Genomic DNA, 20,562 nt, shown 5'->3' with positions numbered 1-20,562 from the left:
GACCTTTTTAAGATTCTTGTTTTTTAAAGTAAGTTTTCACGTTTTGTAATTGCAATTGTTCTGAGATACGAAATTCGTGTTTTTGTTCTTCAAATTGTTTTTTTGTATAGGGACCGAATCGACGGTTATTTTTTAAATCAATAATCCAATAATTTTCTTTCGCTTGATTAGTAATAGAAGCGTCAGGGTTATTAGGGTCATCTGTTTGTTCTATTTGCTTTGCTAAAATATAAGCGTCGTTCCAAGCAACTTCTACAATTTTTGATGGAATATATTGAGAAGCATACAAGGCGTCTGATTTTGGGAAAAGTTCTAGTGCGTCACCGGTAACATTCATGAGCTCATATTCATCGCTAACATTGTAATGAGAGTGCTTAGAATCTGTTGAACAACTAGCTAAAAGTATGAAAGAGCAAAAGATGATGAATCGTTTCAATATGAGCTCCTCCTTCCGAAATGTGATTGATACATATTGTACAGGAAAAGAGAGTAAAACACCAATTTATGAGTTGTTTACATCTGTTTTTAGACATGATACGATGAAACAGTTAATAAAGGATAGAAAAAGGAGACGACACAACATGAACCTGAAAATACATCGTCCTGCGATTGTTATGAATCGCATCGGGGCTGCAATTATTGATATGTTTTTCATTTCTGTTCTGTACGGTGCTGTTGTCGCAATTACAACAGGAAACTATAAAGCAATCTTGAATCGTTTTAATGTAAGTTCAGGAGACATCCGTTATGACCTTGGGCTTGTATGTTTATTAATGGCGCTTTATTTTATTGTTCTACCATTCATTTGGAATGGATATACACCAGGGAAAAAATTTACACGTACAAAGCTTGTATCACTTACACATGAAAAGTTAACGTTAGGAATATTAACAATGAGGTTTTTGGTATTGTTAATACCAAATATTTTATTTCTTGGGATTCCACTGATATGTAATGTATATATGATGCTGTTTAGAAGTGATAATAGCGGTTTCCATGATCTTATAGTAAAAACAAAAGTTATGAGTGTCGTATAGAGAAAGAGAAGCAGCCGCTTCTCTTTTTATTAGTAATATTTTTGTAAAGAGGGAACAATTCAATAAAAATTTTAATGAAGTCTAAATTTTTACAAAATTCGATATTTTTAATTGGTATAATAGAATTTATATAGGACGGGCATCTCCTATATAGTACCCTCCATATTGATGGCGCGTCACGGAAAGGCGCGCTTTTTTCATTTCATTTAGATTAGATTGAAAATTAACAAAAATTATATATTTATAATAAAGAGTAATAAATTTATATTAGGAGGAGCGAAATGATGGGAGGAAGTTTATTATTTTTGGGGTTCTTATTTTTGTCGGTTTAGCTTTTGACCAGTATAATAGTAAGAAAAAAGAGAAAGTTCAAAAGTAAACGATTACATCTTATATATCTATCTTTTTCTGCTTGCGGATGCTTTGAAAAAAGGAGTATACTGTGACGGTAAGACTAACCAGAAGGAGTAATGGCGATGAAGCTAGCAGAAAAAATTGTCGTTGTAACAGGTGGTGGCATCGGTATTGGGCGTAGCACGGCTCTTTTGTTGGCAGGGCAAGGTGCAAAAGTAATTGTGACAGATATTGATGAGGAAAGTGGACAAGCAACAGTTGATGAAATTGTAGAATTAGGTGGAGATGCAATTTTTGTTATTCACGATATGAGTAAGCGAAGTGATTGGCGACATGTTATAGAAGTTGCACTTGAAGTCTATAATAGAGTTGATATGTTGTTTAATAATGCTGGATTATATAAAATAGATCCAATATTTTCTCATGAAAAAGAGAACGATTCCACTACACTTTGTATAAATGACGTCTGGATAGAGATAAAACAATTGACGTCATCTTTTATGAAGCAGCAAGACGAAATGATGTTAACAGATTTACCGATTTCTGGTGTTATAGGAGCAAGGCAACAATTATTTCATACAGCAGAAGTAGTATAGTATTATAATGGAAAACCGCCCATGTATATGGACGGTTTCTTTGTATTTAGCGAATGCGTTTTTCAGTTTTTACATCAAAGAAGTGCGCTTTATTCATATCAAAAGCAAGCTGGATTTGATCACCGTTTGTAAACATATGTCTCGCATCGACACGTGCTGCAAAATCTTGATTTCCAAGTTTCATATATAAAATAGATTCTGCACCTAATAGTTCAGCAACATCAATTTTTGTTGTAAATGTTGTATCTTGTGAAGCTTCTAAAAATAAGAGTTCATCATGAATATCTTCTGGACGAATTCCTAAAATAATTTCTTGGTTAATGTAGCCTTGTTCACTCAGTAGTTTCATTTTTCCTTCAGATACTGTAATTTTTATCTTATTGTCTATTACAAAGTGATTTTCTGTTAATTTACCACGGAAGAAGTTCATCGCAGGAGAGCCGATAAATCCGCCTACGAAAATATTTTCGGGTGTTTCATATACTTCTTTTGGCGTTCCAATCTGCTGTATTTTCCCATCTTTCATAACAACAAGGCGTGATGCCATTGTCATAGCTTCTGTTTGGTCATGTGTTACATAAATAGTTGTTGTTCCTAGTTTTTGATGAAGCTTAGAAATCTCTGATCGCATTGTTACACGTAATTTTGCATCAAGATTTGATAACGGTTCATCCATTAAGAAGACTTTTGCATCACGAACAATGGCACGTCCTAATGCTACACGTTGCCTTTGACCTCCGGATAATGCTTTTGGTTTTCGATTTAAATATTCTTCTAGTCCTAAAATACGAGCTGCATCTTTCACTCGGCGATCAATTTCTTCTTTTGGAATTTTACGAAGTTTTAAGCCAAATGCCATGTTATCATAAACACTCATATGCGGATAGAGTGCATAGTTTTGAAAGACCATTGCGATATCACGATCTTTTGGAGGAACATCATTCATTATCTTGCCATCAATTGAGAATTCACCTTTTGAAATATCTTCTAAACCAGCGACCATTCGTAATGTCGTTGATTTCCCGCACCCAGATGGACCAACAAACACGATAAATTCTTTATCTTGTATGTGTAAATTAAAGTCTGTTACCGCTGTTACATTGTTATCGTATATTTTATAAATATTTTCTAATTTTAGTTCTGCCATGATTTTTCCTCCTAGCAAAATTGTGCAAACGTTTTCTTTGGATTTATTATAAACGAATGCATGAAAAAAATAAATAAAAAAATTAAAACGTTTTCATTTTTTAAAAGAGGTGTAGTTTAAGTATTGTATATTTAATGTTAATCGAGGAAGAAGTTTATATTTTTTGATGATAAAAAATGTAAGTCTATTTTCATTTTTTTTTAAATCTGTTATCATTCACTCATGAAAACGTTTGCGCCTGTTCTGTAATTAAATAATGAAATGGGGGAGCAAGATGGAGAAACAGTGGTGGAAAGAAAGTGTTGTATATCAAATTTATCCGCGTAGCTTTATGGATAGTAATGGTGATGGAATCGGTGATCTTCGTGGAATTATTTCAAAGCTTGATTATTTACAAGAACTAGGTATAGATGTCATTTGGTTATCACCAGTTTACGAATCTCCAAACGATGATAATGGTTATGATATTAGCGATTATCGTAAGATTATGGATGAATTTGGGACGATGAATGATTGGGATGAATTATTAAGTGAAATGCATAAACGTAATATGAAATTAATGATGGATTTAGTTGTTAATCATACTTCAGATGAACATCATTGGTTTGTTGAATCTCGGAAATCCAAAGATAGTCCATATCGAGATTACTATATTTGGCGTAAAGGGAAAGATGGAAAAGAGCCAAATAATTGGGGAGCTGCTTTTAGTGGATCGGCTTGGCGCTATGATGAAACGACGGACGAATATTATTTACATTTATTTTCAAAAAAGCAACCTGATTTAAATTGGGACAATGAAAATGTACGTAAAGAGATTTATGACATGATGAAATTTTGGCTTGATAAGGGAATTGATGGTTTCCGTATGGATGTCATTAATTTTATTTCAAAAACAGAGGGGCTTCCAGCTGTTGATACCGAAACGGAAGGGTATGTATCCGGGCATCAATACTTTATGAATGGACCTAATATTCATACGTATTTACATGAAATGAATCAAGAAGTGCTGTCTAAATATGACATTATGACAGTTGGTGAAATGCCGGGTGTAACAACGGAAGAAGCTAAACTTTATACAGGTGAAGAGCGTCAGGAATTACAGATGGTATTTCAATTTGAACATATGGATTTAGATTCTGGAGAAAGTGGTAAATGGGATGTGATACCATGTTCTCTCCATACACTAAAGCAGAATTTAACAAAGTGGCAAAAAGCATTGGAGCATACAGGATGGAATAGTTTGTATTGGAATAATCATGATCAGCCGCGTGTTGTTTCTCGCTTTGGTAACGATAAATCTTATCGTATTCCGTCAGCGAAAATGTTAGCGACGGTACTTCATATGATGAAAGGAACTCCTTATATTTATCAAGGGGAAGAGATTGGAATGACGAATGTCCAATTTGCTTCAATTGATGAGTACCGTGATATTGAAACGTTGAATATGTACCATGAAAAAGTAATGGAACGTGGTGAAAATCATGAAATGGTGATGCAATCTATTTATGCGAAAGGACGCGATAATGCTCGGACACCGATGCAATGGGAAGACAGCGAACATGCTGGATTTACAACAGGTAAGCCGTGGCTACAAGTAAATCCTAATTATAAAGAGATTAATGCGTGGCAGGCATTACATGACCCAAAATCAATTTTTTATTATTACAAGAAATTGATTGAACTTCGTAAAAAGCATGAGATTATTGTATATGGTACATATGATTTAATTCTAGAAGATCATCCATCAATTTTTGCTTATGTGAGAACATGGAAAGATGAGAAATTACTTGCTATTGCAAACTTTACTGAGGAAACATGTGTCTTTGAGTTGCCAGAAGAGATAACATATAGTAGTTCAGAGTTATTAATACACAATTATGATGTGCAGAGTGAATTAATTGAAAATATTACTTTACAGCCTTATGAAGCGAGGGTGTATAAACTGAAATGAGCAGATAGAAATTATAGAATATAACACATCTCAAGCGACTAGCGAAAAAGCCTTGTATAAAAAACAAGGCTTTTTCTATTTACCATGTTAAAATGGAAAATCCGTATGGTGGAAGTGTAACTTGTAGTGAGTTTGTTTCGGCAGAAAACTCTTCTTTTGTATATAAGTTTGTAATCTTTTTACCAGCGATATCATAAGGAAGAGGAACTGAAACTTTACGATTTGTTGGATTTAAAACAAAAAAGATTGTTTTCTGCTTGTATGTTTTTATATAAGAAATATAATTGTGTTTGTCGTTTGCCTCAATCCAATGAAATGAACCGTGTCCACTAAAGGCTTTATGTTGCTTTCGTAGTGAAATTAATGTATGTATATGCTGAAATAATCCTCTATCTTGTTTATCTTCCTCCCAAATCATACATTTTCGGCAGGCTGGATCCATTCCACCCTCCATTCCAATTTCATCACCGTAATAAATACATGGCGAACCGATGAAGGAGAGCTGAAATACATAAAGTAATTTCATTTTTTCTTTATTACCATTGCAGGTTGTTAAAATTCGTGGTGTATCATGACTATCTAATAGGTGAAAAGCAGCTTCGTTTACATTCATGGAATATGAATGTAAAGATGATGTAATTTGTTCCATAAATTCACTAGCTTTAATTGTTTCGTGTGCAAAATAAGAAAGAAGGGCATTTGTAACAGGGTAACTCATAACAGCGTCAAATTGATCACCTTGTAACCATGGCAATGCATCATGCCAAATTTCTCCTAAAATATATACATCAGGGTTAATTACTTTTATTTCACTGCGGAATTCTCTCCAAAAGCTATGATCGATTTCGTTAGCAACATCAAGTCGCCAACCGTCTATGTGAAACTCTCGTACCCAATAACGTCCTACTTCTAGTAAGTATTCTTTTACATCTGGATGAGAAGTATTTAGTTTTGGCATATCGGGTGTAAACGCGAATGTATCATAATTAGGAACAGGTTCTGTTTTAATTGGGAATTCATGAATGTGAAACCAATCTTTATAAGGAGAGCGTTCTCCTTTTTTTAGAACATCTTGGAATTTATCAAAAAAGTATCCGCTATGATTAAATACGGCATCTAGCATAATCTTTATACCGCGTTGATGACATGCTTCGACAAGCTTTTGAAATGTTTCTTTCGTTCCGAATTGCGGATCGATTTCCATATAGTCGATTGTGTCGTATTTATGATTCGAATGTGCCGTAAAGATTGGAGTAAAATAAATCCCGGAAATACCAAGTGCTTCAAGATAATCAAGGTGCTGTATAATGCCGGCAAAATCCCCGCCGAAAAAATTTGTTGCAGTTGGCTCTGCGCTACCCCAAGGAAGAGTATTCGCTGGATTACATGTATCATCTCCGTTCGCAAAACGTTCCGGGAAAATTTGATACCACACTGTATCTTTTACCCATGAAGGAGCTGTAAAAACATCCTTTTCATGTATAAATGGAAAGCAAAAGTAATGGCCGACGTCATCGGTAGGTGCTTCAGAGAAAAATCCTCTTTCTGTATAAATGATAGTTTCTGTGCTGTTTTTTAGTTCAAATCCATATCGTAAGCGCTTAAATTTCGGTTCAATTGAAACAAACCAATAATCGAATAAATCCGTCGAACCGCTTTTTTTCATTGTTAGGTTTGCTGTGAGCCACTTCCCGTTCTGCCATTCATATGGATCCCCATAAATGAAGGACACTACATCTACATCGTTTTTTTTCGTGCGTAGCCGAATATGAAGTGTTTTTTCATCGTAAGCATATGCGTAATTATCTTTTGGTCTATGGTATATTGCTTCCTGTAACATGAAAAAAATCCTCCTTTACTATTTTGAAAAATAAAGATATATCGCAAACGATTGCTTTTTATATAACTTTAATATTGTTTATAAGAGTAGTACTCATTTTATGTAAAGTCAATGAATATAAAGAATGACCACATAAATTTTTTGAAAAATAATATTTGCAAAATCTATAAAAGAATGTATAATGATAGACAAATAGCGCAAACGTTTTCATAGATTAGAAAGTCGTTTGTGCTTCTATTAAACTATTGTATGCAAACGTTTTCATTTTTGGTTATTATGTACATATTTTGGGAGGTATTTAGGGATGAAGAAGAAAGCGTTATCTTTATTAACAGTTTCAGCTTTGACAATCGGAATGCTGTCTGCATGTGGTCCGAAAGATTCAGGAAAAAAAGAAGCTAGCAAGGAGAAGAAAGATTATGATCTTCTTGTTTGGGAAGACCAGAAAAAAGGTGTTGGTTTAGACCCAGCAGTAAAAAGTTTTGAAAAGAAATATAATGTAAAGGTAAAAGTTGTAGAAGTTCAGATGACAGAACAAGTAAAAAAACTGCGTCTTGACGGTCCAGCTGGCACAGGACCAGATGTTGTAACATTACCACATGATCAAATCGGAAACGCGGCAACAGAGGGGCTTCTTTCTGAAATAAAAGTAGATGATTCTGTTAAGAGTAAGTTTACTGATTTATCACTAAAAGCACAAACATACGATGGGAAATTATACGGATTACCGAAAGCGATTGAAACACCTGTATTCATTTACAATAAAAAATTAATGCCAAAAGCACCAGAAACGATGGATGAACTATATAATTTTTCAAAAGAGTTTACAAAGGGCGGAAAATACGGATTTTTAGCATTAGGAGATAACTTCTACTTTGCGAATGCATTTATGTCAGGTATGGGTGGTTATGTATTTGGTGAGAAAGATGGTAAACCAAACCCGGCAGATATTGGATTAAACAATAGCGGTGCAGTACAAGGTGCAGAATTTATTCAAAAATGGTATAAAGAAAAACTATTCCCAGAAGGAATTATCGGTGAGTCTGGCGGATCAGCTGCAGATGGATTATTTAATGAAGGAAAAGCAGCGTCTATTATGAACGGTCCATGGGCATTTCAAGCGATTGAAAAAGCAAAGATTGACTATGGTGTAGCTCCAATGCCAAAATTACCAAATGGTCAACCGATGAAAACGTTTGTTGGTGTAAAAGGATGGCATGTAACAAGCTTCTCAAAAAATAAAGATTTAGCAACAAAATTCAATGATTGGGTAACAAATGAAGAAAATGCAAAAATTCGTTTCGAAAAAACAAAAGAAGTTCCTCCAGTGAAATCAGTGATGGAAGATCCAGTTATTAAAGATAACGAAGCTGCAAAAGCAGTAGTAGCACAAGCAGAAAATGGTGTTCCAATGCCGAATATTCCAGAAATGCAAGAAGTTTGGAAACCAGCGGGTGATGCGTTGCAATTAGTTGTAACAAACAAGCAAGATCCAAAAGCAGCACTTGATGGGGCTGTGAAACAAATTAAAGGAAACATTGAAGCAAATCATAGTAAGAAAAAATAATATAGAATTCGTGTCTTTTGTATGCAAAAGACACGAATTCTCCTCCTTCCAAGGGGAAGAAAAAAAGGGGGAAGAACCATGCAGACATCCTTTGAACCAGCTCATGCAGGAAACGGTTCCAAACACCGAAAAGCAGCGGCAACGTTGTCGATTATTCCAGGTATTGGTCAACTGTACAATAAACAATATGTAAAAGGTATTATTTTTCTAATATTAACTGGTTCGTTTTTTGTAGCATTTGCTGACTTATTAAATATTGGGTTGTGGGGGATTGTAACACTCGGTACAGAAGTTCCTCGTGATCATTCTATCTTTCTATTAGTAAAAGGTATTTTAGCGCTGATCGTTACTGCATTTGGACTGGGTATATATGCTTTTAATATATATGATGCGTATCAAAATGGGAAAAAGCGTGATGAAGGAATACCGTTACACTCTGTAAAAGAGCAGTACCATCATTTATTAGACCAAGGTTTTCCATATATGATGGTTTCGCCAGGATTTCTGTTATTAATCTTTGTTGTTGTACTTCCAATTATTTTCGTCATACTCATTGCATTTACAAACTATGATTTATATCATTCTCCTCCTGCGAAACTTGTAGATTGGGTTGGTTTTAAAAATTTTGTTGATATTTTCACATTACCAATGTGGCGAAACACATTTATAAGTGTATTTTCTTGGACAATTATTTGGACGTTTTTGGCAACAACATTGCAAGTGTCACTAGGAATTTTCTTGGCAATTTTAGTGAATCAACCAGGAATTAAAGGGAAAGCTGTAATTCGTACAATCTTTATTTTGCCTTGGGCCGTTCCAGCATTCGTATCGATCCTCGTATTTGCTGGTATGTTTAACGAATCATTTGGAGCAATTAATAATCAAGTGTTGGCTCTATTTGGAATTAAAGAAATTGCTTGGATGACAGATCCATTTTGGACGAAAGTCGCTTTGATCTTCATTCAAACATGGCTCGGTTTTCCTTTTATCTTTGCGATGACGACAGGTATACTGCAATCGATTCCGGGTGAATTGTATGAGGCTGCGACGGTAGATGGTGCGACAGCTTGGCAACAATTTCGTAAAATTACATTGCCGCTCGTTTTATATGCGACTGCTCCTATTTTAATTACGCAATATACGTTCAACTTTAACAATTTCAGTATTATTTATCTGTTTAACGGCGGCGGTCCAGCTGTAGCGGGACAAGATGCAGGAGGGACGGATATTTTAATTTCTTGGATTTATAAGTTGACGATGACATCGGCTCAATATGGGAAAGCAGCAGCACTTACGATGATTTTATCGTTAATTGTTATATCAGTTGCTTTATGGCAATTTAAAAGAACAAAATCATTCCAAGAAGAGGATATGATGTAAATGAACATAAAACGACAGAAGATATTACGTCTTTCATTAAGTTATTTTGTAATTTTCATGATGTGTGTGATTATTTTCTATCCGCTATTATGGATTGTAGGATCATCATTTAACCCAGGAGATAGTCTCTCTGGATCAAGTATAATTCCTAAAAATGCAACGCTGGATCATTACAAAAAACTACTTGATATTTCGCAAAGTAACTATGTACTTTGGTATAAAAATACGTTGAAAGTTAGTATTTTGACAATGATTTTCTCTGTATTGTCAATTAGTTTTACAGCATATGCATTTTCGAGATATCGTTTTGTTGGAAGAAAGAATGGGTTACTAACATTTTTAATTCTTCAAATGATCCCAAACTTTTCAGCATTAATTGCATTGTATATTTTAGCTCAGCTGACAGGATTAATGGATACACATCTAGCGTTGATTTTAATTTATGTTGGCGGTGCAATTCCGATGAATACGTGGCTCATGAAAGGATACTTTGATACGATTCCAAAAGAATTAGACGAATCAGCCCGTATGGACGGGGCAGGGCATTTTCGGATTTTTTGGCAAATTATTATGCCTTTAGCAAAACCAATTGTTGCGGTTGTAGCGTTATTTACTTTTATTGGTCCATTTACTGATTTTATTTTAGCGAGTATCATTTTACGTACACCAGAAAATTATACATTAGCTGTTGGATTATATGAAATGGTAGCAAAAAAATTCGGTAATGAATTTACAACATTTGCGGCAGGTTCGGTATTAATTGCGATACCAATTTCAATTTTGTTCTTATCTTTGCAAAAATATTTTATTTCTGGTTTAACTGCTGGAGGAACGAAGGGATAAATGGGACGCTATGTCCCATTTTTCTTTTTTTATCCCGCTATTGGGGGCAGTAAGACACCAAACTCAAGATTGAGAGAGAAGCAAAGAAGAAAGGTGATGGAAGTTTCACTTTATCGAAGAATCGATTTAGAAAGTATAGGAACAAAGAAAAATTCAAAAAAATAGTGTATGGTATAGGAAAATAATCATCTATCCATTACAATACATGAAGAGGGAAAATATAGATTGACATTAATAAAGGTTTCTGTGAATGGAATAAAGCATATATATCCAAGTTGAAAAAACGACATAAAAACCTCTTTTTTTAGGGAGGGACAAGAACACCTGGCCGTGCATAGAAGCGGTCAGAGCATTCTTCTTCCGCATGCTAGGTTTAAACCAAAGGGAGCAAGCGAGTAAAGGTCGTGTTGTATTCTGCGTAGGATCGATTTATATGTCGAAAATTTATAATGAATTTATATCGAATATCTATTTTCTTTGTTTTCTCTGAATGTTAAGGTAGAAATCGTACTGCCCGCAAATGCGTAATGAAAATAGAAGCAACTAGTAAAAATTATATAAGTCAAAGAAGAGAGGGGGAACAAATTTATGACAGTTACAATTAAAGATGTAGCAAAAAAAGCAAATGTCGCTCCTTCTACAGTTTCACGTGTAATTGCTGATAATCCGAGCATTAGTGAGAAAACAAAACGACGTGTTCGTAAAGTAATGGCTGAATTAGGTTATCATCCGAATTTAAATGCGAGAAGCCTTGCAAATCAAACACCTAAAACGATTGGGCTTGTTATGCCGAGTTCTGCAAATAAATCGTTTCAAAATCCGTTTTTCCCAGAGGTTATTCGAGGAATTAGCTCATTTGCACACGGAGAAGAATACTCATTGTATATGTCGACTGGAGAGACGGAAGAAGAGATTTTTAATGGTGTTGTGAAAATGGTGCAAGGAAGACAAATTGGCGGTATTATTCTCTTGTATTCCCGTATGAATGACCGTATCTTAGAATATTTACAGGGACAAAATTTTCCGTTTGTTCTTATTGGTAAACCATATGACCGAAAAGAAGAGATTACATATATTGATAATGATAACTATGCAGCGGCGCGAGAAGTAACGGAATATTTAGTTTCACTTGGACATAAACGAATTGCGTTTATCGGTGGTGATTCAGATTTACTCGTTACGAAAGATCGTCTTGCTGGGATGACAGATGCATTAAAATTAGCTGATATTTCTCTGCCAGCTGAGTATGTTTTAAATCTTGGTTTTTTACAAGAAAGTGGTCAAAAAGCAGTGGGAAAACTTATGACACTAAGTGAACAGCCAACAGCTATTATGGCAACGGATGATTTGATTGGATTAGGTGTATTAAGTGCTTTATCAGAAAAGGGAATATCTGTACCGAAAGATATTTCTATTGTTAGTTTTAATAACGTATTGTTATCTGAAATGGCAAATCCTCCATTAACAACGATAGATGTAAATATTTATCAGCTAGGTTACGAGGCAGCAAGATATTTAGTTGATAAAGTTGAACATTGTGAAACTTCACCAAAGTGTATAATTATTCCTCATAAATTGGTGAAACGTCAAACTTGTAGTAAAAATGAAAAAAACTAAGAGAAGAATTTTCTCTTAGTTTTTTTGTTGTATAAATGTTTCTAAGCGATCACAGCCTGCTTTCAGCATTTCCATGCTGTAAGCATAAGAAATACGAATGTACCCTTCACCGTATTCAGAAAATGCTGAGCCAGGAACAACAGCAAGTTTAGCTTCTTTCACAAGTTCGATTGCAAAATTAAAAGAAGAGGAAGATAAATGGCCAATGTAAGGAAAGAGATAAAATGCGCCTGTTGGTTTTTCTACAGTTAGTCCCATTTGTACAAGACGGTTGTATACATAATTAAGGCGCTTTTTGTATTGGTGACGCATCATACGGGGAGCGTCTTTTGCTATTGTTAATGCTTCAATTGCCGCATACTGAGCAATTGAAGTTGCACATGTAACGTTATATTGATGAACTTTTAGGATCTGACTTGCCAAGAAGTTTGGTGCAAATAAAAAACCGATGCGCCATCCTGTCATAGAATGAGATTTTGATAAACCGTTAATGACAATTGTTTTGTCGCGCATTTCTGGGAAATTTGCAATAGATATATGTTTATCCTGATATACAAGTTCACTGTAAATTTCATCGGAAAGTACGAAAATATCTTTATCCTTTAATACTGCTACAATTTCTTCGAGTTCTTCTTTAGATAACGTTACACCAGTTGGGTTTGATGGATATGGTAGTACGATGCAACGTGTTTTGTCTGTAATTGCTTCTTCAAGTGCTTTTGCTGTTAAGCGAAATCCAGTTTTACGAACGTCTACGAAAACAGGTTTTGCACCGCAAAGGTGGATAATCGGTTCATACCCTGGGTAGATAGGAGCTGGTAAAATTACTTCTGTTCCTTCTTCCAAAATCGTACGAAAGGCGATATCGATTGCTTCACTTGCCCCGATAGTAACAATTGTTTCATTCTCAGGAGAATATACTAAATCATAGCGTTCTTTTAAAAAGTTACAAGCTGCTTGCCGAAGCTGTAATAAACCGGCATTATGTGTATAGCTTGTAAAGTTTTCTGTAATGGCCCGTTTAGCAGCTTCTTTCACTAAAGAAGGTGTTGGAAAGTCGGGTTGTCCAATTGTGAGTGAAATAAGATCATCATAATGTTGAATCATGTTAGAAAATTGGCGAATTCCAGAAATTTGAATATCCTTTACGCGAGGGTTAATAAATTGTTCCATTTTGTCTCCCTTTCTTCCGTTGCAAAATTTATTTTATTTTATCATATTTATTATATAATCGCTTTGAAAAGCTACAAATAAAAAAGGCCGCTAAGGCGACCTTTTACTTAATAACCGTATTCCCAATCGATTTCGTCTTCACTCCAAAGAACAGAAGAAACTTTTCCTAAATGTACTACTGAGTTGTTTATAGAGCATGTGCAATCATTTGTACCTGTTCGCTCTTGTAATTCTTCATACACCGATTTCTCAACATTTTCTAATACAACCAGATTTTCCTCATTTAAGACGAGCGCAGTTCCTGTCATTTTCTCTTCCTCCAATCGAATTCTTATCCTGTATTTATTGTATATGGCACGTGAGCGATTTGATACATGGTTTACAATCATTTCGAAAAGTTGTAACACTTGTGAATTAATCTTCACAAATTATTTACGGAAATGTTTAGAATGATCAAAAAAATAAAACAAATTTGTCAATAAAATGGTATAATCATATCAAAATGAATATAGGGGATGAGGGGATGAGGGGATGGGACTTATCCGTGATTTAATGATTCAAGTAGCTATCATCATTTTGCCGCTATTTTTGTATGAAGCAATTCGTTTAAATCGTTATCAAAGTATGAATCAAAAGCCCAATCGCTATTTTATTGTATTATTATCAACAATTACGCTTATCCTTTCGATGACATATCCGATTTGTGTTTGGGAAACTTGTAATTATGATTTTCATCAAATTTCAATTATTAGCGCACTTTTGTATGGTGGTATAGTTGGTATCATTCCAGCTATAATTGCTATTTTATACGATGGATTTCTCAATGGTTTAAGTTGGTTGCGGGTACTAGAAGTTATTTTTATCTCTATCATTCCTTTATTATTGTCTAAAAAGTGGAGTGCATTTTCGAGACATAAAAAAATAGTTTTATCTTTTATATTGGCATCTTTTTATACTCTAATTTCTTTAGGATTTGAAATGTTTGGTTTGTTATTTGGGAAGGGATTTACACCAATGATATCTTATTTATATAGCGAATACATATTTGCATCCTTTATTATGATCATGACGATGACCTTCCAAGTTTATTTAACAGAATATTTATATGAAAATGCAATGTTACGAACAGAAATGCAAAAGTCTGAGAAATTAAATATTGTTAGCGAGCTAGCAGCGAGCGTAGCTCATGAAGTTCGTAATCCACTTACAGTTGTACGCGGGTTTATCCAATTACTAGAAAGTACAGAAGATGTGAGAAATAAAGAATACATGCAGCTTGTTTTAGCTGAATTAGACCGGGCAGAACAAATTATTTCAGACTATTTAAATTTAGCAAGGCCACAAATTGATAAGAAAGAACAGATTTGTTTATCAGCACAACTGATTGAAATGACTACGTTAATGTCTTCATTTGCTGCAATGAGAGGCGTATATTTACAAGTTGAAATTGCGGAAAATTTATATACGATAGGTGATAAAACAAAATTAAAACAAGCGATTATGAATGTCGTGAAGAATGGGATTGAAGCAATTCAAGAAAATAAAGGATATTTAAAGGTAACTGCATGGCAGAAAGATGAATCTATCGTTATCCGTGTCAAGGATAGTGGTGTCGGAATGACGAAAGAGCAGCTGGAAAGACTTGGACAACCATATTATTCATTGAAAGAAAAAGGAACAGGGCTTGGATTAATGGTTACATTTAGTATTTTGCAAGCTCATAGTGGTACACTTGTATATAAAAGTGAGATAGGAAAAGGAACGGAAGCGATTATTACCTTACCAGATGCAATGCAAAACATTATACATAAAGATTAAAAGTTACCAAGGTATGGTAACTTTTATTTATTTATTTATTTATTTCTCCTGTTTTTTCAGATTTAAAGCGGACGAATAAACTTTTAAACGATTTAAAGAAACTTTGTTCTTGCGACGCGGCAATTAATCGTTTTGTTTCTTGAATTTCTCGAATTACTTGCATGAGTTGGACATCACGATTGCTTTCTTTATTATAAACTTGATTCATAAGTTTGTTCATTTTTTCTTCTTGTTTGGATTCCCGTTTATACATATGATTCATGAGTAAATCCATTTTTTCTTTTTGCAGCGCATCAGTTTCTGCGGCATGATCCACAAGATTTTGCAGCATTTCCTCTTGTTTTACCTCTTTTACATATACTTGGTGTATTAATTCATTTAGCTTTTCATCTTTTAAACGATTTTGCGTAATAAGGGTGGAATTTTGATGAATAATGGCTTCGTTTAATTGGGCGAGCATATCTAATTTGTGCATGAATTCTTCAAATTTTTTGCTTTGTTCACTCAGTTGCAAATCGTTATTTTCTTCTACAATAGCAGGAGATTCTGCTGGAGATTCTTCCTCTTTTAGTATGGAAGTAATTGTTTCCATAATGTCTTCTTTCAATGTAGCGGCTCGTTCATGAATCAATTTTAATATCCGTAAGTCACCCATTTTATACGTACGAGATTGAGATGTTTTATCAATAAAATAGCCATGTTCTTCTAAAAGTTGGCTATATTTGCGAACTACATTTTTGGGGATTCCCGTTTTATTTGTGACATCTTTCGTTTTATATGTTCCCTTCATGACATTTCCTCCCTAAAAAGTATCATGTATATCAATTCCATTTCTTGTTTTGTACTTCCTTTGAAAAAAAATGTCGGAAGGTTGAAAGTTTTCTACACGATTAGTGGAATGCTGCATGAAACAGCAGGTTTTTGCTGGAAAAGAAGATAGGAATATAGAATAATGTCTGAAAACATAAGAATATGAAATTTGTTATAATGACAGAAAGAGAAGGAGAATCGTTCCATATTTACGGCAAGAAAATGGAGGACTTAGTCTAGATGAAACAAGTTAAAGGTACTTTAATTACAATCGTTGCAATCCTTTCGTTATTAATTGGTATATACGAAATTTTGATAGAACCGGAATCAGGAAATAAGAAAGACGTAGCATACGACCAAGTTATTGAGTTTCCGGAAAAGCAGTATCCTGAAACAGGAAAACATATTGCAAATGCAATACAAGAAGGTCATTCGCAAATTTGTACGATTGATCGAAAGGGTGCTGCGGATAGAAGAAAGCAATCACTAGCTCCATATCCATCAAAAAAGGGCTATGATCGTGATGAATGGCCAATGGCGATGTGTAAAGAAGGCGGAAAAGGAGCACACATTGAATATATTAGTCCTACAGATAACCGAGGTGCAGGTTCGTGGGTTGGGAATCAACTTGATCAATATCCAGATGGAACACGTGTGAAATTTATTGTGAAGTAAAAAGTTACCTTGTATCAAAGGAGTGAAAGAGATGGAATTAACAATTTCCTATTCGCAATTCATGGTGATGAATCAAGATATGACACCTCCACATGTAGATTGGACGGATAAGGATTTTGAAAGGGGCTATGCAGAGGCTGGAGGATCAATTGTATTTGAAGCATTATCTGATTATACATGTGAGATAATGGTGTATACTCGGAAATTTGCAGAAAACAAAGGAGCAGTGCGAATCGTATCAGCTCCGTTTACAGTGTTACAAGAAAGAGTGTTTATAAGTAGTGTATTAACAGGTAAACTTCAATTCTTTGTTCCTTCAGGGGCTTACATAGTAACTATGCAAGCAATTCCGCTAGAAGAACCTTCAGCAGATGACTTGTATAAAGTAAAATATGAATTGTTTTTTGAAGAGAACTAATATAAATTAAAAAAATGATATCAAACCCACTTTTTAGGTGATCGAGAGATTCTAGGCATACGTATCAGCGACTTATAAGTTGAAAACTTTATATGGTGAAATAAGAAAACTACTGTCCAAGAGACAGTAGTTTTCTATTTTATTACAATATTAGTAGATAGTAAGCTTACACTGAGGGAAGTTTCACTTTATCATCGCGCACCTGTTTGTAGAAGTTGACGTGCTTTTACAGCTGCTTTTACCATATGTTCTAGTGCAGGAATAACTTCTTCTGTTTTTCTTGTTTTTAAACCGCAATCTGGATTAATCCAGAAATACTTTGGATCACACACCTTTAATGATTGTTCTACAATTACATACATTTCATCTATACTTGGCACACGCGGACTATGAATGTCATATACACCAAGGCCAATTCCTTTTTCATATGGGTGTTCTTTTAATGTATGAATAAACTCCCCGTGGCTTCTTGATGTTTCAATAGAAATAACATCTGCATCAAGTTGACGGATTGCTTCAACAATATCTCCAAAATTACTGTAACACATATGTGTATGAATTTGTGTTTCATTTTCCACTGAAGAAGTAGAAAGGCGGAATGCTTGGACAGCCCACGTTAAATATGTTTCCCAATCTTTTTCTTTTAACGGCATTCCTTCGCGTAATGCAGGCTCATCAACTTGAATGACACGAATACCGGATGATTCAAGTAATTTAATTTCATTGCGAAGTGCCAGGGCAATTTGATAAGCAACTTCTTTTCTAGAAATATCATTTCTAACGAAAGACCAATTCAAAATTGTGACAGGACCAGTTAACATACCTTTCACAACTTTATTCGTACAACTTTGTGCATATGCTGTTTCTTTTACTGTCATACCATTAATAAACGCAACATCACCATAAATAACAGGAGGTTTCACGCAGCGAGAACCGTACGATTGGACCCAACCGTTTTTCGTAAAGGAGAAACCAGCAAGCTTTTCACCGAAATATTCTACCATATCTGTTCGTTCAAATTCGCCGTGAACAAGGACATCAAGACCAATTTCTTCTTGATATTGAATCCATTTCTTTGTTTCTTCTTCAATAAATCTTTCGTATTGCTCATTTGAAATATCACCGCTGCGCCATTGTTTTCTAGTTTGACGAACTTCATGTGTTTGCGGGAAGCTACCGATTGTTGTTGTTGGAAGTAATGGTAGATTCAGAGCTTTTTGTTGTAAGTTATAGCGATTTTCAAATGAAAGAGGACGAGAAAAGTCTTCCGCTTGTAATGTTGAGAGTATAGATTGTACATCTTTACGATTACGAACTGCCGAAGTACGAATTGCTTCATGCATATGTCGATACGTTTGTAATTCATGAGAAATACTTTCTATTCCATGTACGAGAGCTTTTTGTAAAATAGTAAGTTCGTCTAATTTTTGATTTGCAAAAGCGAGCACATCGTATAATTCGTCTGCAAGGTGTGTTTCATTTGTCTTGTCAATAGGAGTATGAAGTAAACTACAAGACGGTTGTAAAATCCATCCTTTCGGTTGTACGGCTTCTTGCAATGTATGGAAAAGAGTGAGAGTTTCGTCAAGGTTTGATCTCCAAATGTTACGGCCATCAATACAACCGAATCCTAATACCTTATCGGATGGGAATCCATGTTGTAGTAGTGCGCGCAAGTTACCTTCTTTACCGTGTACAAAATCAAGTCCAATCCCAGTGACCGGGAATGAAATAACCTCTGCATAGTTTTCTTCTATGCTATCAAAGTACGTTTGAAGCATAATAGATAGATTTGGAACAGCTTTACGGATTGTTTCATATAATTTTTTTGCAATATTAACTTCTTGTTTTGATAGAGAAGTTAATATTGGTTCATCAATTTGAACCCAGCGTACACCAGCATCTTGTAATTCTTGTAACAATTGAATGTATGGTTTTGTTAATTTTTTCAAAATGGTTGTGAATTGTTCTTTTTTATAACCTTTGGCTAAACTTAAAAATGTATAAGGTCCTAATATAACAGGCTTACCATCAATTCCTAGTTCTTGTTTTGCTTCTTCATATAAACGAAGTGGTCGATTCTCTTTAAGAGAAATATGCAAATCTTCCTCATATTCTGGAACGATATAATGATAATTTGTATTAAACCATTTCGTCATTTCAGAAGCGACGTGATCTTTTGAACCGCGTGCCATGCCAAAGTATACGTCAAGTTCTGATGTATACTTTGAAAAACGAGAAGGGATAAACCCGAGCATATATGCTGTATCAAGGACGTGGTCATAATATGTAAAATCACTGATTGGAATGAAATCGATTCCTTTTTCTTGTTGTACTTTTAGATGCTGAAGGCGAATCTCTTTCATTTGTTTCACAAATTGTTGTTCATCCACTTTGTTTGCCCAAAAAGCTTCTAAAGTTTTTTTCCATTCGCGTTGTAATCCAATTCGTGGATACCCTAAGTTACTTGTTAAAAGTGTCATTGTAAATTCCTCCCTAAATATAAGTAAGCATTTCCGTATACTCGGAAATGCTTTTAACGAAAAGTAATCATAGAAGCAGAAAACACTTCTCTTTCGTTAAAAACACCTCCTCATCATCCGTGAGTCTATCAGTGCCGTTAAAATAGGCAGGTCTCCTGACTCATGCATCAGCGATTTCGATCACCTTCCCGTTTTCACAGTGGTATATAGAAAGAAATCTTTGCACTTACAGTGGCGGGACCGCGTTGGCTTTTCACCAAACTTCCCTTTTAAACACGAAAATAATTTTTCGTGTACCTATTTCCTTTTGGAAAGGAATGTAACTAGCGGATATGATATTGAAACAGATTTTATCATAAATTTTCGAAAAATGTCCACTATTTTTAAAAATAAGATATTTGATTTATTAAAACAAAAAATTTTCTAAATGCCACCACCAATGTGATCGTGGATATGTATGTGAAAAAATAGAGTAGGAACACTGTATTCGTTTATATATATCGCGAGCGTGATGAAAGAGTAATCGGTCATAGGATAGTAGTTCAAGTTGCTCATTGGGGTGTAATGAATGGGACTGAAAAGCGATTTCGCTTCGAAGCATTAGTATGTATAAACTTTGCTTTTGTAAATTGGAATGGTAGTATACGGAGAATCCGTATTGTTTAATTAAATGACCTTTCATAAGATCTCGCCTCCTTTATATATTTGTATTGTAATGAAAAAGGAGAGAGGTTACAAAAAAGAAAAATGGGAAAAACCGCTTCAGAAAATCCGTTTTTATAAATAGAAAAAACAGTCACTCTCGGTGACTGTTTATATATTTATTAGTCTGATTCTGGATTGATTTCTGAAA

At 34.7% G+C, this 20,562-nt stretch carries 17 protein-coding genes, 1 pseudogene and 1 riboswitch; of the genes and pseudogenes, 11 read left to right on the top strand and 7 right to left on the bottom strand.

The genetic code is table 11. The features are described from left to right. Positions 1–7: 7 nt before the first annotated feature. Positions 8–436: a DUF3997 domain-containing protein gene (locus tag PLX19_RS09840; RefSeq protein ID WP_272188327.1), complete on the bottom strand. Its 429-nt coding sequence runs from the start codon at positions 434–436 to the stop codon at positions 8–10. Positions 437–581: 145 nt separating this feature from the next. On the opposite strand from PLX19_RS09840, the gene PLX19_RS09835 reads away from it, so the two are divergent. The 3 genes and pseudogenes from PLX19_RS09835 (at position 582) to PLX19_RS09825 (ending at position 1,987) form a co-directional block, all read left to right on the top strand. Next, positions 582–1,037 carry an RDD family protein gene (locus PLX19_RS09835; RefSeq protein ID WP_272188326.1) on the top strand — a complete coding sequence of 152 codons (456 nt, stop codon included), beginning with the start codon at positions 582–584 and terminating at the stop codon, positions 1,035–1,037. A gap of 281 nt (positions 1,038–1,318) precedes the next feature. Then, positions 1,319–1,416, top strand: a pseudogene (locus PLX19_RS09830) (flagellar motor protein). Between the two features lie 97 nt (positions 1,417–1,513). Beyond that, on the top strand, positions 1,514–1,987 hold the full coding sequence (locus PLX19_RS09825; RefSeq protein ID WP_334313760.1) for an SDR family NAD(P)-dependent oxidoreductase: 474 nt from the start codon (positions 1,514–1,516) through the stop codon (positions 1,985–1,987). Between the two features lie 46 nt (positions 1,988–2,033). On the opposite strand, the gene PLX19_RS09820 is transcribed toward PLX19_RS09825, so the two are convergent. Then, positions 2,034–3,134: an ABC transporter ATP-binding protein gene (locus PLX19_RS09820; protein WP_272188324.1), complete on the bottom strand. Its 1,101-nt coding sequence runs from the start codon at positions 3,132–3,134 to the stop codon at positions 2,034–2,036. A gap of 274 nt (positions 3,135–3,408) precedes the next feature. Here PLX19_RS09820 and PLX19_RS09815 point away from each other — a divergent pair, with 274 nt between their 5' ends. Then, positions 3,409–5,085: a glycoside hydrolase family 13 protein gene (locus tag PLX19_RS09815; RefSeq protein ID WP_272188323.1), complete on the top strand. Its 1,677-nt coding sequence runs from the start codon at positions 3,409–3,411 to the stop codon at positions 5,083–5,085. 79 nt (positions 5,086–5,164) lie between these two features. Here PLX19_RS09815 and PLX19_RS09810 read toward each other — a convergent pair whose 3' ends face one another. Beyond that, the gene (locus PLX19_RS09810; protein WP_272188322.1) at positions 5,165–6,925 is read right to left on the bottom strand and encodes an alpha-glycosidase; all 1,761 of its coding nucleotides are present in this window, start codon (positions 6,923–6,925) and stop codon (positions 5,165–5,167) included. Between the two features lie 304 nt (positions 6,926–7,229). Here PLX19_RS09810 and PLX19_RS09805 point away from each other — a divergent pair, with 304 nt between their 5' ends. The 4 genes from PLX19_RS09805 to PLX19_RS09790 all read left to right on the top strand — a co-directional run bounded on the left by PLX19_RS09805 (position 7,230) and on the right by PLX19_RS09790 (position 12,332). Continuing rightward, positions 7,230–8,492, top strand: a complete 1,263-nt coding sequence (locus PLX19_RS09805; RefSeq protein WP_272188321.1) for a sugar ABC transporter substrate-binding protein — start codon at positions 7,230–7,232, stop codon at positions 8,490–8,492. Positions 8,493–8,570: 78 nt separating this feature from the next. Beyond that, the gene (locus tag PLX19_RS09800) at positions 8,571–9,872 is read left to right on the top strand and encodes a carbohydrate ABC transporter permease (protein ID WP_272188320.1); all 1,302 of its coding nucleotides are present in this window, start codon (positions 8,571–8,573) and stop codon (positions 9,870–9,872) included. Beyond that, positions 9,873–10,715 carry a maltosaccharide ABC transporter permease MalD gene (gene malD, locus PLX19_RS09795; RefSeq protein ID WP_272188319.1) on the top strand — a complete coding sequence of 281 codons (843 nt, stop codon included), beginning with the start codon at positions 9,873–9,875 and terminating at the stop codon, positions 10,713–10,715. A gap of 588 nt (positions 10,716–11,303) precedes the next feature. After that, positions 11,304–12,332 carry a LacI family DNA-binding transcriptional regulator gene (locus PLX19_RS09790; protein WP_272188318.1) on the top strand — a complete coding sequence of 343 codons (1,029 nt, stop codon included), beginning with the start codon at positions 11,304–11,306 and terminating at the stop codon, positions 12,330–12,332. Between the two features lie 15 nt (positions 12,333–12,347). On the opposite strand, the gene PLX19_RS09785 is transcribed toward PLX19_RS09790, so the two are convergent. After that, complete coding sequence (locus tag PLX19_RS09785; protein ID WP_272188317.1) at positions 12,348–13,505, bottom strand: aminotransferase A; 1,158 nt, start codon at positions 13,503–13,505, stop codon at positions 12,348–12,350. A 107-nt stretch (positions 13,506–13,612) separates the two neighbouring features. After that, on the bottom strand, positions 13,613–13,813 hold the full coding sequence (locus PLX19_RS09780) for a hypothetical protein (RefSeq protein ID WP_272188359.1): 201 nt from the start codon (positions 13,811–13,813) through the stop codon (positions 13,613–13,615). A 223-nt stretch (positions 13,814–14,036) separates the two neighbouring features. On the opposite strand from PLX19_RS09780, the gene PLX19_RS09775 reads away from it, so the two are divergent. Then, a complete protein-coding gene (locus PLX19_RS09775) occupies positions 14,037–15,323 on the top strand; it encodes an ATP-binding protein (RefSeq protein ID WP_272188316.1) in 1,287 nt (428 codons plus the stop codon). A gap of 31 nt (positions 15,324–15,354) precedes the next feature. Here the strand turns inward: PLX19_RS09775 and PLX19_RS09770 are convergent, their stop codons facing one another. Further along, a complete protein-coding gene (locus PLX19_RS09770; protein ID WP_272188315.1) occupies positions 15,355–16,113 on the bottom strand; it encodes a DUF3967 domain-containing protein in 759 nt (252 codons plus the stop codon). A 260-nt stretch (positions 16,114–16,373) separates the two neighbouring features. Here PLX19_RS09770 and PLX19_RS09765 point away from each other — a divergent pair, with 260 nt between their 5' ends. Continuing rightward, a complete protein-coding gene (locus PLX19_RS09765; protein ID WP_272188314.1) occupies positions 16,374–16,808 on the top strand; it encodes a NucA/NucB deoxyribonuclease domain-containing protein in 435 nt (144 codons plus the stop codon). Between the two features lie 31 nt (positions 16,809–16,839). Next, positions 16,840–17,226 carry a competence protein ComJ gene (gene comJ, locus PLX19_RS09760; protein WP_272188313.1) on the top strand — a complete coding sequence of 129 codons (387 nt, stop codon included), beginning with the start codon at positions 16,840–16,842 and terminating at the stop codon, positions 17,224–17,226. Between the two features lie 191 nt (positions 17,227–17,417). On the opposite strand, the gene metE is transcribed toward comJ, so the two are convergent. Then, complete coding sequence (gene metE / locus PLX19_RS09755; protein ID WP_272188312.1) at positions 17,418–19,709, bottom strand: 5-methyltetrahydropteroyltriglutamate--homocysteine S-methyltransferase; 2,292 nt, start codon at positions 19,707–19,709, stop codon at positions 17,418–17,420. Positions 19,710–19,837: 128 nt separating this feature from the next. Next, positions 19,838–20,025: riboswitch (cobalamin riboswitch) on the bottom strand. Between the last annotated feature and the right edge of the window lie 537 nt (positions 20,026–20,562).

It is taken from the genome of Bacillus sp. BP-3 (assembly GCF_028401955.1).
Taxonomy (GTDB): Bacteria; Bacillota; Bacilli; order Bacillales; family Bacillaceae_G; genus Bacillus_A.
The sequence above is the reverse complement of the archived record's forward strand: the minus strand, read 5'-3'. Positions and strand labels throughout refer to the sequence as shown.